Raw genomic sequence first — 20,020 nt, forward strand, 5'->3', positions numbered from 1 at the left:
CGCAATTGCCAGGAATGGCAGCCTGACTAGCTCGCTGGATTCAATGGAGGCAGGCTTTATGGATAAACGTTTTATGGAAAAACAAGGCAAACCGATGTTCAAACGCAAATCGCTCGTTGCCCTTGGCATGCTGCTGACTGCCAGCACATTGACGCTTGCCGGTTGCGGCGGCGACGATGAAGATGAGATGCCGCCGGCTCAGCAGCCCGAGACCATGGAGCAGGGTGGGACCGCGAACGACCCGGCCATGAACGAAGAGCCCGGTATGGCCAATGACCCGGCCATGAGTAACGACCCGGCAATGGCTGACGACCCGGCAATGGCCGACGGCCCGGCGATGAGCGACCCGGGCCTTGAAAGTAACGCCACGACCTCGCAGGAGCCGATGCCCAGTAGCGAAGGTGCCATGGACGATCAGGACCCGGAAGAGAATCCCGGTTTTGGTGACGGTACCGAGCCGATGCCGGGCTCTGCACCGGGCGACGGCGAACGCGACGACGAAACCACCCAGTAAATCGGCTCAGTAAATCGACCCGGTGAACAGACCCGGTTAGATGACCGCTCCCTACGGTAATGAATCGAGCGGGCTGTCCGTTCCCTGCGGCTGCGCTCAATGCTTCATTACCATTACCCCCGCGCCTGCGGGGGTTTTTTTGTACCCATGGGAGGAGAAAGGGGTTTGAAACGTTTGCAGCACTGGCAAAAACCAGGCGTCAGCGCTAGGTTTAAGAGGCTCTGTACGGGCAGATCGCTTCAAGGAACGCGACTTCACAAGGTCAAGGAGAAAGACACATGGCACAACAACGTGGCGACCGTTTTAAAGCGCTGCTGTTAAGCGCTCTGCTGGCCTTTGGTGCGCTCGGCCTTACCGGCTGTGGCGAACCCGACGCGCCCAACCCGGACGCCGAGCCCGAGGAGCAGCAGCCCATGGGCACGGGCCCGATGTCCAACGACGATGCCGGCGAAACGCCGAGTGACGGCGTCTAATCGAACACGGGCGGTTTTGATCTCCCAATGGCCAGACAGCCGCGACTGTCTGGCCATTTTTTGGCCATCAACGCATGACTAGCTGTCATCCTCGAGACGGCGGTAGAGCGTGCGGCGGGCGATACCCAGCACTTCGGCAGTGCGCCGCTTGTTGCCGCCGGTCGCCTCGAGCACCTTGCGGATATAGCGCTTTTCGACCTCCTCAAGGCTTGGCCAGCGGGCGGGCGCCGGGGCGGGTGTCTGGGTGCCCGACAGCACTTCACCCCTGAGCGTTGGGGTAAACTCGGCGTCCGACTGAGCACTGACGTGATCGCGAAGCCGCTCCGGCAGATCGCCATGCTGTAACACGCCCTCTTCACTGAGGGTGACGGCGCGCATGATCGCGTTTTCGAGTTCACGCACGTTGCCCGGGTAGGAGTAGCTCAACAGCGTATTGAGCGCCTCGGGCTCGATCTGTTCGATCTGCTTGCCCTGAGCGTCGGCGTGCTTGTCGATCAGCGCAAATACCAGATGCTCGATGTCGCTGCCGCGCTCGCGAAGCGGCGGAATGCGCAGTGAAAAGGTCTCCAGACGATAGAACAGGTCGCTTCTGAAATTCTGCGCCTCGATCTCCTTGTCCAGATCGCGGTGGGTCGCGGCGATGATGCGCACATCCACCGGCTCTTCGCGCTCGCCGCCTACCGGGCGAATCGTTTTCTCCTGCAGCGCGCGCAAAAGCTTGGCCTGCAGGTTGATCGGCATTTCGCCGATTTCGTCGAGAAACAGACTGCCGCCCTGGGCGCTTTGAAAAAGCCCCTTACGCGCTTCGTTGGCACCGGTGAAGGCGCCCTTTATGTGGCCAAAGAATTCGCTCTCCATCAGGTCGGCGGGAATGCTGGCGCAGTTGACCGGCACGAAGGGCGCATCATGGCGCGGGCTTTCCTGGTGAATGGCGCGGGCCAAAAGCTCCTTGCCGGTGCCGCTTTCGCCCAGAATGAGGATCGGCGCGCTGCTTTTGGCAAGCCTGGAGGCGTCGTGGAAAAGCCCCTGCATGGTCGGGCTTTTGCCCACGATGCCGTGAAAGTGGGTAAGCTCGGCATCGTGAGAAAGCGCCAGGCGTTGGCGCTCCAGCACGCGAAAAACCGCCTCGCGAATGGCCTCCAGATCCAGTGGCTTGGTGAGAAAGTCATTGGCGCCGAGCTTGAGTGCCTCGACCGCCTGGTCGATGGTGCCAAAGGCGGTAATCACGATGATGCCAAGCTCCGAGCCGCTCTGGCGAAGTTGTTGCAATAGCTCGATACCGGACATGCCCGGCAAGCGCACGTCGGTGATCATCATCGCCACCGGCGTGTGGCTCAAAAGCGCCACGGCCTCTTCGGCGCTCGGTACGCCAAGCGTGGTGTAGCCGGCGTCATTGAGCTCCTCTTCGAGCAGTTCGCGAATGGCGGGGTCGTCCTCGACGACCAGAAGCGGTAAAGCGTGTTCCTGTTCGGTCACAAACGTTTTCCTCAAGCGGATGCGGTGTCTTCACTCAAGGGGAGGGTGATTTCAAATCCTGCTCCCCCGAGGGCGCTGTCGAACACGCCAATCGTCCCGCCGTGATCATTGATAATGCGGTGTACCATCGAAAGCCCCAGCCCGCTACCCTGGCCCACGGGCTTGGTGGTAAAAAACGGATCGAACACCTGCTGATGGTGCGATACCGGAATGCCCGGGCCGTCGTCCTCGACCCAAAGCGTCATTTCACGGCTGTTCTCCTGCGCGCGAACCCGGATAAGGCTAACCTCCGGCGCCTGGGCGGCGTTACGCAGCAGATTGGTCAGCACCTGCACGACCTGCTGGCCGTCGACCATGACCCAAAGCGGTGGGGTAGGAAGTTTGACGTCCAGCCGGATGCCGCGGGGCTCCAACTCCTCTTCCACCAGCTGGCTTGCGCTGGTGATAAGGTGATCGAGCGACTGCTTCTCTTTCTCCACGTTGTGTTGTCGGCCAAGCTCCATGAGCTGGCGCACGATCTCGACTATGCGCTCGACCTCGCCGCGAATACGCCCAAGCCGGGCGCGCTCGTCGTCGCCGATCACGTCGCGCCGCGCCAAACGCTGGGCCTGGCCGTTGATCACGGTGAGCGGCGCGCCGATCTCATGGGCGACCCCGGCGGCCAACACGCCAAGCTCGGCGAGTTTTTTGGATTTACGCAGGCGCTTTTCGAGTTCGATTTCGCGCTCCCGGCGGGCATCGATGTCGCGGTCCTTCTCGGCCATGGCGTCGAGCATGCCGTTGAGTCCGGAGGCCAGCCGGCGATACTCTGCTGGCCCTTCGACGCTTGCGCGCTGACGCCGGTCGCCATCCTCGACCAGCAGCATGACGCGCAGAAGCTGGTTCAATGGCCGCTCGATGTAGCGACGAAACCCCCACCAGATACTGAGTACGATACCGCCGGCGCCGATGATGAATACCAGCACCGCCACGATACTGATAAACCCCGTGTAGTTCTCGATGCCGGTGTTGAGTCGGTTGACCTGCAGCACGCCGTAGACGGTGCCGTCCTGGGTGCGCAGTGGAATCAGCGCCGAGTAGTAGGTCCAGCCGTCGTGCTGGCGGTAGTTGCTGTAAAGATCGTCCCGCGAGATCACGCTTTGAATCTCGTCCGGGGTGAAAAGATTCTTGCCAAGGCCCAGCCCGTAGATCTCCCGGCCCTGCACATCGAACACGTAGGCGCCGTAGATCCGGTGAAACGAGAACGCCGACTGCAGCGCCTCTTCCAGCGGCGCGGCGCTTTCGCGGGCGACGGCGTAGCTCAGCGAGGTGCTCAGCGCCCGGGTAATGATTTCGACCTCGGTTTGAAGCTTCGAGCGCACGTTGTCCTCGAGCGCCTTGATCGCCACGAAGCTGAACACCACCAGCGCCACGAACAGCGGCACGATGACCGTCAGAATCATTAAATTGCGTAAGCGCATCGCGTGTCCGTCGCCGCCAGGTGTTATTAAAAGCCGTTAAAAGTCATTCAAGCGTCAGTCAGTCGGTCGGCAGCAAGCGATAAAGCCCGCCCTGGTCGCTGTCGGTCAAAAGGTAAATGCCGCCGTCTGGGCCCTGGCGCACGTCGCGAATGCGCCCGACTTCACCTTCGAGCACCACTTCGCTCTCCACGGCGCGGCCGCTTGCGATCACGAAGCGCTCGAGCTTTTCGCTGGATAGGCCGCCGGCCAGCAGATTGCCCTGCCAGGCGGTAAAGCGCTCGCTGTTCACCTCGGCAAGCCCGGACGGCGCAAAGCGGCCCTCGAGGGCGACGGCCGGGCCGGTCATGCCCGGTTTGGCGTCGACGCCCAGCGGCTCGTTGGTGGCGTAATCGTTGCCCAGCGTGACCTCCGGCCAGCCATAGTTTTCGCCGGGCTGGATCAAGTTCAGCTCGTCGCCGGTGCGCGGGCCGTGCTCGGATACCCAAAGCTCGCCGTTGTCGCGAACGGTCATGCCCTGGATGTTGCGATTGCCCAGCGTATAGATTTCATCGAGCGTGGCGCCGTCATCGACGAACGGGTTGTCTGCCGGTACGCCGCCGGTCTCGGTCAGGCGCAGGGTAGAGCCGGCGTGGTCGTCGCGCGCCTGGGCACGGGTTGGGTCGGAGCCGCGATCGCCGACGCTCATGACCAGCGTGCCGTCGTCCAAAAACGCCAGCCGCGAGCCGTAGTGACGCCCGGGGCCCGAGGCCCGGTCCTGCTCGAACAGGTGCTCGAGCTCGCCCAGACCGTCGCCTTCCCAGCGCACCCGCGAAAGCGCCGTGCGCGTGCCGTTTTGATCCGGTTTACTCCAGGTGAAGTAGATCCAGTCGTGCTCGCCGTCACCAAACGCCGGATGGAGCACTACATCCAGAAGCCCGCCCTGGCCCTGGGTGCTGACCTCGGGCATGCCCTCGAGCGCCTCGATATGACCCTGATCATCCACCAGATTGAGCGCGCCGCTTCGTTCGCTCACCAGATACCGCCCGTCGGGTAGAAACGCGACCGCCCAGGGGCGAGTCAGGCCATCGGCTACGCGCTCGATCGAGAACGTGACGGCGTCGGTTGCAACGGCTTCATGGGTCATTTCGGCCTGGGCGCTACCGGCGCCGGTTAAAAGCACAAGCCCACCCAGAACGCCAAAGGCGCGAAGGGACGAGGACAACGGGGCAGCGGGGTAGAACATGAGAGCTCTCCGACCAGGGTTTGACGTCGATCCAGCAGTGACTGCGCGTGTGCGAGCAGGTTCCCTACACGCTACATCATAAACGCCAGCAATGCAGGCAGATAGAAAAGCGCCAAAAGCGTCGAGCAGAACACCAGGCTTGCCACGTAGACCGGTTCGCGCTGGGCACGCTGAGCGAACAGATAGTTGAACACCGCCACCGGCATGCACATTTGCAGCACCAGAATCATCTGCGCCAGTGCCGGCAGATTTAAAAGCTCGGCCACCAGCCAGGCCGTGACGGCGGCCAGCGGAATGCGCACCAGGCTAAAGCCGAGCCCCGAGCGCAGGTTGTCGACCCGGATGCTTGCCAGCGACACGCCGAGGGTGATCAGCATTAGCGGTACGGTAAAGCCGGACATCAGATCGACGGTGTTGGCGATCCAGCCAGGCAGCGCCGTGTCGGTGAGCATCAGCGCCATGCTGATCAAAATGGCGTAGACCGTCGGCGTTTTGACCAGCGTCTTGAGCGGATTACCCCGGCTCGAGAGCATGGCGCCTATCGTGAACTGAAAAAGCGAGACGGTCACCATGACGGTGATGCCATAGACGAAGCCGGCGCTGCCAAACGCGTAGAGCACCACCGGCAGGCCCATGTTGCCGGTGTTGGGGTACATCATGGGCGCGATGAGCACTTTCCAGTCGCGGCGCAAAAGCCTGGCCACGCCAAAGGACGCCATGCCCATCAGGCTGATGACCAGCGCGGCGGCCAGCATGGTCTTGCCGAAGGTGTGGGCATCGATCGAGGCGCCGGCAAGCGAAGCCAGCACCAACGCCGGCGTTCCAACGTTGAATACCAGCCGGGTGACGAATTCGATCGGGTAGGGGTAGCCCAGGCGCACCCAGAAAAAACCCAGGCCGGCACCGGCCAGCACCGGAGCCATCACGGCGAACAGTTCAACGAGCATGGAGCGTTCCTGGCAAGCGTAAACGCCTATTGTCATCAATCGGGTCGTTAGCTGGCAAGGTTTCCCGGTGATCGCACTGCTGCCAAACGCTAACACCGGGCGAAAACGCTAGGCGAACAGCGGCGGCGCCTGCCACTGGTGCGGCACGTGCTCGCGCAGGCAGCTCAACAGGGCGCTGACCCGGCGCGAGTGGTGGCCAAAGGCGTAGAGCATCGACACCGGCAGCGGCTGGGGCTCCCAGCCCGCCAAACACGGTACCAGCTCGCCGGGGTGGTGCATTTCGCGCTGATTGACGATCCAGTGCGGCAAAAGCCCGATACCCTGGCCGCTGGCGATCGCGTCCACGTGGATCAGCGTCTGATCCACCCTGAGTCGTGAGCGGGGCGGCGAAAACACGTACTCCGGGGCGCTGGCGTGATAAAGCGGCAGGCGCGTCGTGTCGGTGTCGAGCAGATCGATCCAGGCGTGGTGATCCAGATCACTTGGGTGAGCAAGCATGGGCGCCTGGGCCAGATAGCGCGGGCTTGCGTAAAGCCCGCGGGTGAGCTGACCCAGGCGCTCCTGGTTGAGCCCGCTTTCGTCGAGCGCGCCAAGCCAGATATGTACGCTGTTGGTTTGAAGCGTCGTGGACGGCCTTTCCCGGCTCTGAAGCGTCAACTCGATCCCCGGGTGGCGGTCCAGAAAGATATCCACGACTTTGGCGACCCAGTTGCGGGCAAGCGCGCCGTGAACCTCCAGCGTGATCTTGCCGCTGATCTCCTCACGAAGCTCCGACAGCGCCTCCTGGCTTTGCCTGGCCAGCGTTAAAAGCTCCGTGCAGTAGCCATGAAAAAGAAGCCCGGCTTCGGTAGGCGTCAGCTGGTTCGCCTGGCGGCGTAGAAGCGGCTGGTTCAGGCGCGACTCGAGCTGGCTGATGCGCCGGCTCAGCGTGGATTTGGCCACCCCCATGCGCTGGGCGCTGCGGGTCAGGCTGCCGGTCGCCATGACATCCGAAAAAGCGTTGAGTTCGTCGAAGTCGTACATGAAAGCGGGCCCGCGAGCAAAAGAGTCACATTGTGCCAGTAATGCTCACAAATGAAAATAAGATCGATTTGTGTTGCGGTTCCGGCAACTCCACGTTCCCCCACGGGCGCGAATGGATGTGAGAGTATTTGAATGCTAATTATTAGCATTCAGAAAACGATAACACTATTACGATATCCGGATCTTCATAGGAACTGCGTCATGTCATTCCCCTTGCGCAAAACGCTGCTGGCGAGCGCGATCTCCTCTTTGGTCGCCGTCCCGGCTTGGGCCCAGCAAAGCACCTCGTTGAACAATGTCGTGGTCACGGCGGCCGGCTTCGAGCAACAAATCACCAATGCCCCGGCGTCCATCAGCGTGCTCAGCCGTGAGGATATCGAGCGCGGTCATTATCAGGATGTCACCGACGCGCTGCGTAACGTACCCGGGCTCATCGTGACCGGTGGGGGCGCCGGGGATAACGGTAACGATATTTCGATTCGCGGCATGCCCTCTGAATATACCCTGATTCTCGTCGATGGTCGGCCACAAAACACCCGCGAGACGCGACCCAACGGCAGCGGCGGTTTCGAGCAGGATTGGCTGCCGCCGCTGCAGGCGATCGAGCGTATCGAAGTCGTGCGCGGACCGATGTCGACCCTGTACGGCTCCGACGCCATCGGCGGGGTCATCAACGTGATCACCCGCACCGTGGCCGACAGCTGGCACGGCAACGTACAGATCGACACCGTCATTCAGGAGAACAGCGAGTCCGGCGACAGCCGCCAGGCCAACTTCTACGCCGGCGGCCCGCTGGTGCAGGATATTCTCGGGCTCGAGGTGTATGGCCGCGCCTCCGAGCGCGACGAGGACGACATCGTCGACGGCTACGAGGAGCGAAGCCTGCAGAGCCTGACCGCCAAGCTGAGCCTGGACGCCAGCGACAATCACGATTTCAGCCTCGAGGCGGGCGTGACCGAACAGGACCGCCGCTCCCGGGTTGGCAAATCGGCTCCCGCCGAGGGCTGCCGCGGGCCATGCACCGACAGCTTCAACGAGTACACCCACGAGCACGTTGCGCTGACCCACAGCGGCAGCTTCGGCTGGGGCACCACGGAAACCTACCTGCAGCGGGAAAGCAGCGAAAACGATTCGCGCGAAATCGAGATTACCAACACCACGGCGAAATCCACCGCGGTACTGCCGCTGGGTGCGCACATGGTCACCGTCGGGGCGAGCTACGAAGAAGAGGAGCTCGACGACGGCACCACCAACCAGATTTCCGATCTCGAACAGATCGACCAGTACCGCTGGGCGCTGTTCGCCGAGGACGAGTGGATGCTCGCGCCCACCTGGGCGCTGACCGGTGGCCTGCGTCTGGACAAGGACGAGAACTTCGGCAGCCACCTAAGCCCCAGGCTTTACAGCGTCTGGAACATGACGCCGGACTGGACGCTGAAAGGCGGCGTTTCCACCGGTTTCCGCGCCCCGGCGCTGCGTGAAATCACCCCCGGCTGGGGGCAGGTCAGCCGCGGCGGTAATATCTACGGCAATCCGGATCTCGAGCCCGAAACCTCGCTCAACAAGGAGATCGCGCTGCTCTACGGCGACGAAGCCGGCCTCAACGGCAGCTTCACGCTGTTCCACAACGATTTCGACGACAAGATCACCCGTATCGGCTGCCCGATCGCGGTCTGCCCGGACGGCGCCAACGACTTCGGCAGCGACCCGACCTACCGCGTGAACGTCGATGAGGCCGTCACCCAGGGCGTGGAGGCGAGCCTCGGCGCGCCGATCACCGATGCGATCTCGCTCAGCGGCAGCTACACCTACACCGACTCCGAGCAGAAAAGCGGCGAGTTCGAGGGCAACCCGCTGACCCAGCTGCCCAAGCACGAAGTGGCCGCCTCGCTCGACTGGCAGATCGACAGCCAACTGAGCCATTGGACGCGGGTCACCTACCGCGGCGAAGAGAGCCAGCCCACCGGCGGTCGCTCCTCGGGCTCGCTGGTCGCGCCGTCCTATACCCTCGTCGATACCGGTTTTGGCTATGATTTGAACGACACCACCACGGTGAGTGCCGGTATCTACAACCTGTTCGACAAGACGATCCGCCCCGACGACTACAGCTACGCCGAAGACGGCCGCCGCTTCTGGCTGGGCCTGAACGTCGACTTTTAAGGCTCTTTCGAAGCGCTCTTTTAAAGCTTGCTTTTAAAATCCTAGGCGCTTCATCTCAAACGGCTACCTTCGGGTAGCCGTTTTTTTCGTGCGCACGAAAAAGCCCCGGCCAGGGCCGGGGCTGAATCAGTAAGCGAGATCAAGCGAGCTGCTTGCGAGCGCAGCGCTGCCTAGAACTCGTAGGTCGCGGAGAGCCAGTAGCTGCGACCATCGAGTGCCACGCCGTCGGTGGCGCGACCGGTCTGGGTATAGTCGTAGGCGATATACGTTTCGCCGTCGAAGTCGTAGGTGTCGTAGCCGCCAAAGTCCTTGTCGAACAGGTTATACACCGTGCCGGTCAGACGCAGGCTATCGGTGAAACGGTAGGTCGAGCGCAGGTTGAAAAGCTCGTAGCCGTCGAGCTTGTTGCCCAACTGCTCGACCAGCGCCGCGGAGCTTCCCGACACGTTGCCGGAGAAGCGCTCGCGGGAAGAGTAGTACTCGCCCTCAAGGGTGGTGCTCCACTGCGGGGTGATCGCCCAGGAAAGGTCCGCAGTCAGCTTGTGTTTGGGCGCGTTGGTCAGCTTTTGTCCTTCGTTATCGCCGGAGGTCACTTCGGTATCGGTGAAGGTGTAGCCACCGCTCACGCGCCAGGCCGGGTCGAACTGGTAGCTCGAGATCAGCTCGACGCCGCGGGTTTCGGCGCGGTCGACGTTGACGGAGCGGTTGAAGCTGTCCTGACTGACGAAATCGCCCACGCTGATGCAGTTGGCCGCGTTCGCGAAGGGCCGGTTGCCGTCGCTGTCGATGAACTGGCAGTTGGGAATGTCGTCGCCGCTTGAGATGCGGTCGCGGAACTGGGTGAAGAACACCGTGGCGCCGGCGGAGAAGCCGTCGAGATTGTCGTAGATCGCGCCGATTTCGTAGTTGGTGCTTTTTTCCGGTTCGAGATTTGGCGACCCCAGACTCGCGGACTTGCCCTGGTTGCCAAAGCCGTTCACGCCGTCGTGAAGCTGATTGAGCGTCGGCGTTTTGTAGCCCTGGCTGATACCGCCCTTGAGCGTCCACTCGTCGGTGGTGTTCCACACCAGATACCCCCGCGGGCTGAAGTGGCCACCGAAGGCGTCGTGATGCTCGTAGCGCCCACCCAGCGTCAGCGCCAGATCATCACGCAAGAACCACTCGTCCTCGACGAACAGCGCCCAGCTCGATTGACTGAACTCCTCGTTGCCGGCGGTGGCGTCCGTCAGGTCGGCGTCGATGTATTGACCGCCCACCGTGAGCATGTGCGCGTCAAGCGGCGCGACGAATTTGGTATCGACGACGACGTCGCGGTTTTCCAGCGTGCGCGGCTCGCCGCCCAGGGCGAAGTAGCCGTAGTCCGGCGCGTTGCCGGCGGGCAGCGTGCGGCCAAGCGATTCGGTTTCGTTGCGCGTGATGCTGGTGTCCCAGGTCCCTGCGGCAAGGCGCGCGGAGTGGCCCAGCGCGATCTGGTCGCGCTGGAAGCGAAGCTCGTCCTCGTAGCCAAAGAACTCGGTGGGGGCGGGCGTTTCGCAGTCGTTGCGGCGCAGGCCGTCGCGGCTACCCAGCCGGCAGTCGGTATTGTCGTAGACCTGGCGGGCGCGCTCGGCGTCGAGCCAGATCTCGTGGGTGTCGTTGGGCGTGAAGCTTAGCCGGCCGCCGATGGAGTAGATACGCGCCTCGGACGGGCGCGGGTCACGGCCGACGCTCTCGTCCACCAGCCGCTCGGAGCTGTCGCGATCGAACACGCGCCCACGCAGCTGCACGCCAAGGGTATCCTCGATGAGCGGGCCGGTGGCGTAAAGATTCAGCGTCGAACTGTTGCCCGCGTCGTGGTCCTCCTGGAAGGTGTTTTCGACGGTGACCGAGCCCGCCCAGTCGGTGCCGACGCGGCGAGTGATGATGTTGACTACCCCGCCGAGGGCGTCAGAGCCGTAAAGCGTGGACATCGGCCCGCGAATGACCTCGATACGCTCGATAGCGGAAAGCGGCGGCATGAAGCTGGTGGCGGTCGAGCCAAAGCCGTTCGGCGTCACGTCCCCGGAGGTGTTCTGGCGGCGGCCGTCGATCAGGATCAGCGTATAGTCGCTGGGCATACCGCGAATCGAAATGCTCTGACCGCCGGTTTTGCCCGTGCCCGCCCGTACGTCCACGCCCGGTACGTCACGAATCGCCTCGGCGATGCTGGAGAACTGGTTCTGCTCCAGCTCCTGACGCGTCACGACCGAGATGCTCGCCGGGGCGTTGTTGAGCGTTTGCTCGTAGCCGGCGGCGGTCACGACCATGCTGTCCAGGTGGGTCGCGCTTTGCTGGGCGTGTGCGGCGCCGGCGGTGGTTCCCAGCGCAATGGCGCTGGCGAGGGCGGTGCGAGTAAAACGAGCCATGAAACAACCCTTACTTGAAGAACGATCTTGAAGACCGATGCGATCGATGTTTTGGTTTGAATGATATTTGTTATCAAATGCGATCGAGAGTCTAAAAACAAGAGTTCCCAATATCGAGCTAAAATTCAGGAACGTTACGTTGCAAAAAAGGGAACTTTTAGCACGTTATCGATATGGCCTTACGCACGGCGCTGCCATTGCGAGCGAATTGCTAAAAGTGGAACAAGCCATTCGGCAGGATGGTAATGCAATCGCTTTTGAGAATCGTTATTATCATCGCCATCGATAAGCGGCAGGCATTCTCAGGAGAGTCAAATGGCGGGTAAAGCGCGCGGTACGATGAAGGCAACGACGTTCAACGCGGCGTGGCGTGTGGGGCTGGCCGGGGCACTGATGGGCGCGTTACTGACGAGCCAGGCCCAGGCGCGTACGCTCGACACCGCCTATGGCGAGGTCGAGGTGGACGGCACCCCGGAGCGGGTCGTCACGGTGTACGAAGGCGCACTCGACGCCTCCATCGCCGCCGGTATCATGCCGCTGGGCGCGGTGACCACCCGCGGCGGCACCGATGTCGCCGACTATATCACCGACTACTTTACTCAAGCGTTCGACGGCGAGCGTCCGGAAGTCGTGGGCGTGGTGCGTGAAATCAACATCGAAGCGGTGCTTGCCCAGCAGCCGGACCTGATTCTGGCCGCACCGCAACTGCCCGAAGAGCAGTACCAGCTGCTCTCGCGCATCGCGCCGACCGTGGTGCCCCCGGGCAATGGGTTCAAGCCGGACAACTGGGAGAGAGAAGCGCGCCTGTTCGGTGAAGCGCTCAACCGCCAAAGCGCCGTCGAAGAGGCGATCACCGCCGTCGATGAACGCGTCGACGCGCTTTCCGCGCGTATTGCAGAAAACCACCCGGACGAAAGCGCTTATGTGGTGCGCTGGATGCCGAGCGGCGCCATGGTGATGTCCGAAAACCTGATCGCTACCGGACTTCTCAACCGCGTGGGCGTGAACGTCAGCGACGCCGGTCTGATCGAAGAGGGCAGCGCTCACAGCGACGTGCTGAGCCTTGAAAACCTCTCCATGGTCGATGGCGACTGGCTGTTTCTGGCCACCCTCAACGAAGAGGGCCAGCAGGCACTGGATGCCGCGCGTGAAAGCGCCGCCTTCTCGCGCCTGAACGTCGCGCAGCAGGAGCACGTCGTGCCCGTCGATGGCCAGCTCTGGAGCAGCGCCAGTGGCCCGCTGGCGGCGCTGGCCATTCTCGATGATATCGAAGACGCACTGCTGCCGTGACCAGCCTTGCCAGTGTGGCGAGCGGCTCTCTCGCTCGCCGCTCGCCACACCATTTGATGCTGGCTCTGCTCACCGCCCTCGTGGCGGTGAGCGCGTTGAGCCTGTTGATCGGCGCGGGCAGCGTTGGCCCGGCGCGCATTCTGGGGTTTTTGCAGGGTAGCGCCGACGATGAGGTGCGCTTTGTGATGTGGGAGCTTCGCGCGCCGCGCACGCTGATCGGCATCGTTGTGGGCATGGCGCTGGGCGTGGCCGGGGCGCTGTTGCAGGCGGTGTCACGTAATCCGCTGGCGGAGCCCGGACTTCTGGGCGTGAGCGCCGGCGCCGCCTTTGCCGTGGCGCTGGCGCTGGTGTTGGGGGCGAGTGCGGCGACGCTGCGCATTTCCGTGGCCCAGCTCGGTGCGCTGGCCGGCTGTATCTGCGTGATGAGCGTGGCGCGGTTTCGGGGCGTGGGCAACGACCCGGTGCGGCTGGTGCTGGCGGGGGCCGCGTTTTCCGGGCTTTTGGGCTCGCTGACCTCGCTGCTGCTTTTGTATGATCAGCGCGCGGCGGACGAGATTCGCTTCTGGGTGGTCGGCAGCCTGGCCGGGCGGCGTTTGGATGACCTGGTCAGCGTGCTGCCGAGTCTAGCCGTGGCCGCGACCGCAGTCGCGGTGACCGCGCGGCCCCTGGCGGCGCTGGCGCTCGGTGAGCGCGCCGCCTCCGGGCTTGGCCATCGCCCCGGCTTGATCCGCTGGATCGTGATTGGCAGCGTTGCGCTGTTGGTCGGCGCGGCCACGGCGATTGCCGGGCCGATCGCCTTCGTCGGCCTGGTGGTGCCGTTCGTCGCCCGCGCCCTGGCAGGGCCGGACATTCGCCGCACGCTCTGGTTCTGCCTTCCCATTGGGCCGTTGATCGTGGTGAGTGCCGATATCATCTCACGGGTGGTGGTGGCGCCCTCGGAGCTTCCGTTAGGGGTGTTGACCGCGCTATGCGGCGCGCCGGTGCTGATCGCCGTGGTTCGCGCGCGGCGTTTGCCCATGCTTTAATGCCCGCGCTCAGCCGCCGCGCCTCGATACCCGTTTTTAGAGATACCTGTGTTTAGCCATAACGCTCTTTTATTTGCCGGCGATTCATCCAGTGACGATTCCATCAGTGACCATGGCTTCCAAAACGACCGCCACCTCCGAGTACCTCTCGGGGGCCACCTCTCAACCGCGCCCCGTGAATGACGCGCCGCCGGGCTACTGGTGCCTGGCCTGGCAGGGCAGGGAGAATATCTATAGCGTGCTGCTCGAGCGCCGCGCCGTGGCGGTCAATCTGGGGCTTTTGCTTGCCCTGTTGATCGCCGGGGTGGCGTATCTGAGCTTTGGGAGCGTGCCGCTGTCCGTGAGCGAGGTCATCCCGGCGCTAGTCGGCCGAGGCGACATGATGGCCACCTTCATGGTGTCGGAGCTTCGCCTGCCAAGGCTAGCCGCGGCCTGCCTGACCGGCGCCGCCTTTGCGCTGGCGGGCGTGCTGATGCAGACCCTGGCGGGCAACCGGCTGGCAACGCCGGGCATCATCGGCATCGACAATGGCGCCACGGCCTTCGCCATTGCCTCGGTCATTGGCGTGGGCGTGACCATCGCCCCGCCGGCCATGGCGCTGGCCGGGGCGGCCACCGCCGCCGCCATCACCTTCGGGCTTTCCGCCGGTAGCGGCACCCAGGGCTATCGCTTCATCGTCGCCGGTATCGGCGTGGGCGCGGTCTTCGGCGCGCTCACCCAGTTCTATCTTGCCCGCGTGCCGATCGACACCGCCAACGCCGCCTACCCCTGGACCGTCGGCACGCTCAACGCCCGCTCGCCCGGCGCTGTATCGCTGCTGGCCGCGGGGCTTTCTGTCGGCGTGGTGCTGGCGATGGGGCTGGCGCGGTCGCTGTCGATTCTGCGCTTTAGAGACGCCGTCGCCAGCGGCCTAGGCGTGAAGGTGAAAGCCTGCCGGATTCAGGTGCTTGCCCTTTCCGTGGTGCTCACGGGCCTGGCCGTGGCGGTGGCCGGCCCCGTGGGCATGGTGGCGCTGATCGGCCCGGAAATTGCCCGCTCGCTTTCAAGTTCGCGCCACGTGCCGGTGCTGGCCGCCGCGCTCGCCGGCGCCCTGGTCATGGTGCTGGCGGATCTGGCCGGGCGCACGCTGCTCGCGCCGATCGAGATTCCGGTGGGGATCGTGACCGCCGTGGTCGGCGGCCCCTGGCTTTTATGGATATTGATGCGCCCACAAAGGAGCCGCCCATGAGCACGTCCCACGACACGCCGGCGCCCACGCTTTCGACCCAGGCGCTGAACATGAGCTACGGCGCCCGCCGGGTGATCCGTGAGCTGGCGCTTGACCTGCCGAGCGGCAAGGTGACCGCGATCGTTGGGCCCAACGGCTGCGGTAAATCCACGCTGCTCTCGGGGCTTTCCCGGCTGCACAAGCCGGAAAGCGGCGCGGTGCTGCTCGACGGCGCCGATATTCAGACGCTTCCCGCCAAAACCCTGGCCAAACAGCTCGCGCTGTTGCCCCAGGAAGCGATCGCCCCGGAAGGGCTGACCGTGACCGAGCTGATCCGTTTTGGCCGCCAGCCCCACCAGGGGTGGCTACGCCAGTGGTCGCCGGAAGATCAGAAGATCGTGCAGTACGCGCTCACCGCCGCCGGGCTGGAAACGCTTGCCGACCGGCCGCTGGAGGCGCTTTCCGGCGGGCAGCGTCAGCGCGCCTGGATCGCCATGACCATCGCCCAGCAAACGCCGCTGTTACTGCTCGACGAGCCCACCTCGGCGCTGGATCTCGGCCACCAGATCGAGGTGTTCGAACTGGTGCAAAAGCTGGCCAGTGAAGGCCGCACCGTGGTGATGGTACTGCACGACCTGGCCAGCGCCTGCCGCTACGCCGACCACCTCATCGCCATGTGTGATGGACGCATCGTCGCCGAAGGCGCGCCCTCCAGGATCGTCACGCCGGCACTTGTCCGCACGCTCTATCAGGTCGACTGCACGCTGCTCACCGACCCGGATACCGGCAGCCCGCTGATCGCCAATGTGCGCCGGGCCGTAACGCCGGCCTGACTCAAAAGCGGAGCGGTTCAGCAAGCAAGTCGGGTTAATGCTGGCCATGTTGTAAAACGCCACACGAAGGAGGGCAGCCTCAGGGCTGCCCTTTTCGGGTTTAAAACGTAACGTTGAGCCCCGCGTTGAACCGGCGGCCGTCGAGTATTCGGCCAAAGTCGTCTTCGTCGATGTCCTTATCGAGCAGGTTGTAAATACCGCCGTAGAGGCTGACGTTCTCGCTAAGCTGATGGCGTACGCCGGCGTCGACCAGCGTGTAGCTGGGGTAGGAACGGCTCAGGCCGCGGCGCCCGGCGACCCGTTCGGTTTCCCCCTTGTAGCGCGCCTGGGACCAGAACTGGGTGTCCGCCGTGGCGTCCCAATCGAGCCCTAGCGTGGCACGGTGGCGCGGCTGGTTGTTAAGCGGCAGGCCCGCGTTGTCGCCGGACTGCTGCTCGCTGTCGGTGAAGGTATAGCTGGCACGCAGTGCGACTGTCTCCCCCAGGGGGCGGTCGAAGGTCAGCTCGGCGCCATTGACGATGGCTTCGTCGACGTTGATATAGCGATAGATCGCCGTGTAGGGGTCGCCCTGATAAAGGCATAGCGCGTCTCCTTCGCGTGTATCGCACAGCACCGGCTTCTCGATTTTATCTCGATAGTCGGTATGAAAGAGCGTCGCGCCAAGCTCCAGCCCTGAGTCGCCCTGCCAGAGCGCGGCCAGCTCGTAAGTGGTGCTCTTTTCGGCTTCGAGATCGGAGTTGCCCACGTCGCGGCAGTCCGGACAGTTAGGGCCGCCGCCGCCTTCGATCCAGTTGGAGTCACCCTGTTTGAGATCCGGCGTGCGATAGCCGGCGCTCACGCCGCCTTTGATCGTCAGGTCGCGAGTGGCGTTGAGCACGCCGTAAAGGCGAGGCACCAGCTGTGAGCCGTAGTTCTCGTCATCTACTAGCCGTGCGCCGGTGGTAAGGCTGAACCGGTCGGTCAAAAACCACTCGTCCTCGGCGAACAGCGCCATGTCCCAGCGCGAAAGGCTCTGCTCGCCAAAGCCGCGGTCCGGGTTATCCGTACTCTGCTCGCGCGCTTGAGCGCCGACGGTCACCAAGTGGTCGGCCAGCGGAATCACCGTAGAGGTGTTGGCCGTAACACGTTCGTAGATCGAGCGATAGGCGCTGTCGTTCTGACGCATTTCAGTGCGCTGCACGTAGCTTCGCGTGGTGAGGCGGTCGCCCCAGTTCAGCGTATGGCGTAGCGTTTGACGCTGGCGGCGGGTGTCGAGCTCGCTGTCGCGGCCAGTGTTATCGGCGCGCCCGCGCGTGTCCTGGGTGCCGTAACCCGCCTCGAAGCTTACCCGGTTGGCGTCATTGGGGCTCCAGTCGATCTGGGCGGCGATATCCCGGCGGTCGTACTCGCGGTAGCCGTTTTCGATCTCGTCCTCGTCGCGCTGCAAAATCGAGCCGTTGATCGTGGCAGAGAGCGTATCGTCGATGAGCGGCCCGCTCAGGCGAAATTGGGACTGCTGGCGGTCGCCAGAATCCGCATCCTGCTGAACGACGGTATCGACGTTGACCGAGCCACCCCACTCATCGAGCCCGCGTCGGGTAATGACGTTGATCACCCCACCCAGCGCGTCGGAGCCGTACAGCGTCGACATGGGGCCACGAATGACCTCGATACGCTCGATGGACGAAAGCGGCGGTAGCCAGCCGAACTCCGCGCCGGAACCGTTGCCGTTGTAATAGGCCTGCTGCGAGCTTTGGGGAACGCCGTCCACCAGTATCAGCGTGTATTTGGAATCCAGCCCGCGAATGGAAATTTCGCCCGTGCCGCCTTTTCCAGAGGGGCCGTCATCGACGTAAACTCCAGGAACGCTCTGCAGCGCCTCGGTGATATCTCGAAACGACCGGCCCTCCAGCTCTTCCCGGCCGATTACCGAGATACTCGCTGGCGCGTTGGCCGGGTCCACGGCATAGCCGGAGGCCGCCGCCGAGGTGACCGTGACGGTCGACAGCTCGGTGCTCTCGCTCTGCGCGTAGGCCTGAGGAATCAGCAGCGCAGCGGTCAGCAGGCCGGTCTTGATCGGGCGGTGAGTGAACGGCGTGGCGTGTAAGTAATATTGTCGTGCAAGTGACATAGCGAACTCATGATCGTTTTTAGAAGTGAGTTGCCAGCAACGGTAGGCGGCAGGGCCGCTTGTTTTTATGTAAGTTTTACAAAGGGAAGGGGAGCTATAAAGCGCTTTAGCCTCCCGTAAAACGCGCCAACGATTGTGGTTTAATTGATAATGAATATCAATATCAAATGATATTTAAATCATGCGTGCGCAAAAAAGTTCGCCACCCTTCTGTATCAGCAAGGCGGCGAAGATAACTAGCCTGAAGCAGTTAAGAAGAAGACGACGCTAGCGGTTGATCAGTACCGCATCAAGCGTGACCGGCACGTGGTCGGCGATCTGCTGATAACCCAAAAGCGACATGACGCTGCGTACCGTGTTGTTGGCCATCAGCGTGCTGCCATCCAGTTCCATCGGCTCGGCGTGAGTCACCCGCACCTGGTTCAAGCCCTCGCGGGTAAAGCGAAGCGGCACCTCTTCCTGGCGGTTGATGCCTTCGTTCTGCACGCGAAAGGTGAGCGTCTCGACCATCGACTCGCCGATATCCAGCGCGTCTAGGCGCTCCGGCGGCATCTGAGCGGTCAGCGTCACCAAAGTGGAGTCGGTCAACAGCCGCGCCCACACCGGCAGATCCCCAAAGCGTGAGAGCAGGTCGGTTTGGTTGAGCCTGAGCGGCAAGGTCAGGGTACCGTCCGGCGAGATGGTGCCCTGAAGGTTGCGCACCTGATGATGATGGGTTTGCGGCGAAGGGCCGTCGAGCTGCGTGATACTCGCCTGCACCTGGGACTGGCTCGAATCCAGCTGCCAATCCGCGAAGGCGGGGGCCGCCAGCATCAGCGGTACAAGAGCAAACAAGGCTTTCATGGCATGTCTCCACAGTAAGGACTCCACAGCAGACTCGCCCCTCGGGTAAAAGTGCCGTGGTCATCGCAAGATAGCGCCCCAAGGGTAGCCTCGCCCCGCCACATTCGCTATGATATACACGCTTTTCGGGCCTATAGCTCAGTTGGTTAGAGCAGGGGACTCATAATCCCTTGGTCGTAGGTTCAAGTCCTACTGGGCCCACCATTCCATTACAGCTTTTGCATCCCATTGCTTGATCCAGGCGCTTAAACAACACTCCAGGCCTGCTTCAACCGCTCCACCGTATGCTCCCACTTCGGCGTGGTAGGCTTGCACACCGTATTCTGATTCCCAAAAAGCCCTACCTCACGAAAAGCCTCAGTGACAGGAACGCTTTTGATCCAGCGTACCGGCACGATGTACTCCAACGTGTCTTCGTCATCCATAGAACTGGCTTGGTGCAGGTGAGGGTATTCGGCGGGTGTGATCACCGCTTTCAAACGTTGTAACCCCTCCACGGTTTCGACCATGAACTCATCTGCCCGTACCCGCTCGCCGGTGACTTCGGCCACGCCCACATAGCCGGTTCTAGGAATGTTGACCCACACCCGGTCGCTTTCAGAAAGCAGGTTGAGCATCTTGGAGTACCAGTGGGCGCCGCCACCGGCGATGAAACCAAAACGCCGGGCCAGCTCCCAGGGGGCGGTCGTCGCCGAAGGAGGCGTAGAACTCACCGTTCCAGGGGGCTTTCTGCGCTTTGCGCGTGGCTGGCTGGGGCGGCTCGTCCGGGTCGATCATCCAGGCGCGGCTCAGGTAGTGGTTGCCACCGTCTTCAAACGCCGAAAAGAACATCGCGTTGATCGAAAGCTGGGCGTGGTCGTTCAGGTAGTTGATAATGCGCTCGCTGCTGGCGTCGAGCCGGGTGGCGACCACCACCATCTGGTGGCTATCGTTGAGCGTCACGTCATCGAGCGGTACGCCGAACTTGGCGTCGAATGCGTCTTCCAGAGTGGGGTAAGGGCGGTGGTAGCGCTCGGCAAAGGCCTGATAGATATCGGTCAACTGGTAGTCGGC

Annotated in this window: 17 protein-coding genes and 1 tRNA gene; 8 read left to right on the forward strand and 10 right to left on the reverse strand. The window is 62.9% G+C overall.

What is annotated here, in order from left to right:
* The first annotated feature begins 58 nt into the window (after window positions 1–58).
* A complete protein-coding gene (locus RN347_RS04450; RefSeq protein ID WP_311960315.1) occupies window positions 59–514 on the forward strand; it encodes a hypothetical protein in 456 nt (151 codons plus the stop codon).
* Between the two features lie 278 nt (window positions 515–792).
* Complete coding sequence (locus tag RN347_RS04455) at window positions 793–987, forward strand: hypothetical protein (protein ID WP_263584798.1); 195 nt, start codon at window positions 793–795, stop codon at window positions 985–987.
* A 78-nt stretch (window positions 988–1,065) separates the two neighbouring features.
* Here RN347_RS04455 and RN347_RS04460 read toward each other — a convergent pair whose 3' ends face one another.
* From RN347_RS04460 to RN347_RS04480, 5 genes are all read right to left on the reverse strand, one after another.
* Window positions 1,066–2,463 carry a sigma-54 dependent transcriptional regulator gene (locus tag RN347_RS04460; RefSeq protein ID WP_311960316.1) on the reverse strand — a complete coding sequence of 466 codons (1,398 nt, stop codon included), beginning with the start codon at window positions 2,461–2,463 and terminating at the stop codon, window positions 1,066–1,068.
* A gap of 11 nt (window positions 2,464–2,474) precedes the next feature.
* Window positions 2,475–3,923 carry an ATP-binding protein gene (locus tag RN347_RS04465; RefSeq protein WP_263584796.1) on the reverse strand — a complete coding sequence of 483 codons (1,449 nt, stop codon included), beginning with the start codon at window positions 3,921–3,923 and terminating at the stop codon, window positions 2,475–2,477.
* Window positions 3,924–3,981: 58 nt separating this feature from the next.
* Complete coding sequence (locus tag RN347_RS04470; protein ID WP_311960317.1) at window positions 3,982–5,145, reverse strand: PQQ-dependent sugar dehydrogenase; 1,164 nt, start codon at window positions 5,143–5,145, stop codon at window positions 3,982–3,984.
* A gap of 71 nt (window positions 5,146–5,216) precedes the next feature.
* Window positions 5,217–6,092 (reverse strand): AEC family transporter, encoded by an 876-nt coding sequence (locus RN347_RS04475; RefSeq protein ID WP_311960318.1) that lies wholly within the window; start codon window positions 6,090–6,092, stop codon window positions 5,217–5,219.
* 108 nt (window positions 6,093–6,200) lie between these two features.
* On the reverse strand, window positions 6,201–7,115 hold the full coding sequence (locus RN347_RS04480) for a LysR family transcriptional regulator (RefSeq protein ID WP_263584793.1): 915 nt from the start codon (window positions 7,113–7,115) through the stop codon (window positions 6,201–6,203).
* A gap of 201 nt (window positions 7,116–7,316) precedes the next feature.
* Here RN347_RS04480 and RN347_RS04485 point away from each other — a divergent pair, with 201 nt between their 5' ends.
* Complete coding sequence (locus tag RN347_RS04485) at window positions 7,317–9,275, forward strand: ligand-gated channel protein (RefSeq protein ID WP_311960319.1); 1,959 nt, start codon at window positions 7,317–7,319, stop codon at window positions 9,273–9,275.
* Window positions 9,276–9,445: 170 nt separating this feature from the next.
* On the opposite strand, the gene RN347_RS04490 is transcribed toward RN347_RS04485, so the two are convergent.
* Window positions 9,446–11,659, reverse strand: coding sequence for a TonB-dependent receptor domain-containing protein (locus RN347_RS04490; RefSeq protein ID WP_311960320.1), 2,214 nt, complete (start codon window positions 11,657–11,659; stop codon window positions 9,446–9,448).
* 315 nt (window positions 11,660–11,974) lie between these two features.
* On the opposite strand from RN347_RS04490, the gene RN347_RS04495 reads away from it, so the two are divergent.
* The 4 genes from RN347_RS04495 to RN347_RS04510 all read left to right on the forward strand — a co-directional run bounded on the left by RN347_RS04495 (window position 11,975) and on the right by RN347_RS04510 (window position 16,014).
* Window positions 11,975–12,949: an ABC transporter substrate-binding protein gene (locus RN347_RS04495; RefSeq protein ID WP_409365768.1), complete on the forward strand. Its 975-nt coding sequence runs from the start codon at window positions 11,975–11,977 to the stop codon at window positions 12,947–12,949.
* Window positions 12,950–13,005: 56 nt separating this feature from the next.
* The gene (locus RN347_RS04500; protein WP_311960817.1) at window positions 13,006–13,974 is read left to right on the forward strand and encodes an iron ABC transporter permease; all 969 of its coding nucleotides are present in this window, start codon (window positions 13,006–13,008) and stop codon (window positions 13,972–13,974) included.
* Window positions 13,975–14,086: 112 nt separating this feature from the next.
* Complete coding sequence (locus RN347_RS04505; protein WP_311960321.1) at window positions 14,087–15,202, forward strand: iron ABC transporter permease; 1,116 nt, start codon at window positions 14,087–14,089, stop codon at window positions 15,200–15,202.
* Window positions 15,199–16,014 (forward strand): ABC transporter ATP-binding protein, encoded by an 816-nt coding sequence (locus RN347_RS04510; protein WP_311960322.1) that lies wholly within the window; start codon window positions 15,199–15,201, stop codon window positions 16,012–16,014. Before RN347_RS04505 ends, RN347_RS04510 begins: the two co-directional genes overlap by 4 nt.
* Before the next feature lie 100 nt (window positions 16,015–16,114).
* Here RN347_RS04510 and RN347_RS04515 read toward each other — a convergent pair whose 3' ends face one another.
* Together RN347_RS04515 and RN347_RS04520 are read right to left on the reverse strand one after the other, a co-directional pair.
* The gene (locus RN347_RS04515; RefSeq protein WP_311960323.1) at window positions 16,115–18,124 is read right to left on the reverse strand and encodes a TonB-dependent receptor domain-containing protein; all 2,010 of its coding nucleotides are present in this window, start codon (window positions 18,122–18,124) and stop codon (window positions 16,115–16,117) included.
* A gap of 267 nt (window positions 18,125–18,391) precedes the next feature.
* Window positions 18,392–18,967, reverse strand: a complete 576-nt coding sequence (locus RN347_RS04520; protein ID WP_311960324.1) for a hypothetical protein — start codon at window positions 18,965–18,967, stop codon at window positions 18,392–18,394.
* 127 nt (window positions 18,968–19,094) lie between these two features.
* Between RN347_RS04520 and RN347_RS04525 the strand changes: the two genes are divergently transcribed.
* A tRNA-Ile gene (locus RN347_RS04525) sits at window positions 19,095–19,171 on the forward strand.
* Window positions 19,172–19,212: 41 nt separating this feature from the next.
* Here the strand turns inward: RN347_RS04525 and RN347_RS04530 are convergent.
* Together RN347_RS04530 and RN347_RS04535 are read right to left on the reverse strand one after the other, a co-directional pair.
* Entirely contained in the window at window positions 19,213–19,584 is a 372-nt protein-coding gene (locus tag RN347_RS04530; protein WP_311960325.1) for a hypothetical protein, read from the reverse strand.
* Complete coding sequence (locus RN347_RS04535; protein ID WP_311960326.1) at window positions 19,565–20,008, reverse strand: hypothetical protein; 444 nt, start codon at window positions 20,006–20,008, stop codon at window positions 19,565–19,567. Before RN347_RS04535 ends, RN347_RS04530 begins: the two co-directional genes overlap by 20 nt.
* Between the last annotated feature and the right edge of the window lie 12 nt (window positions 20,009–20,020).

The organism is Halomonas sp. PAMB 3264 (assembly GCF_031954245.1).
Lineage (GTDB): Bacteria > Pseudomonadota > Gammaproteobacteria > Pseudomonadales > Halomonadaceae > Vreelandella.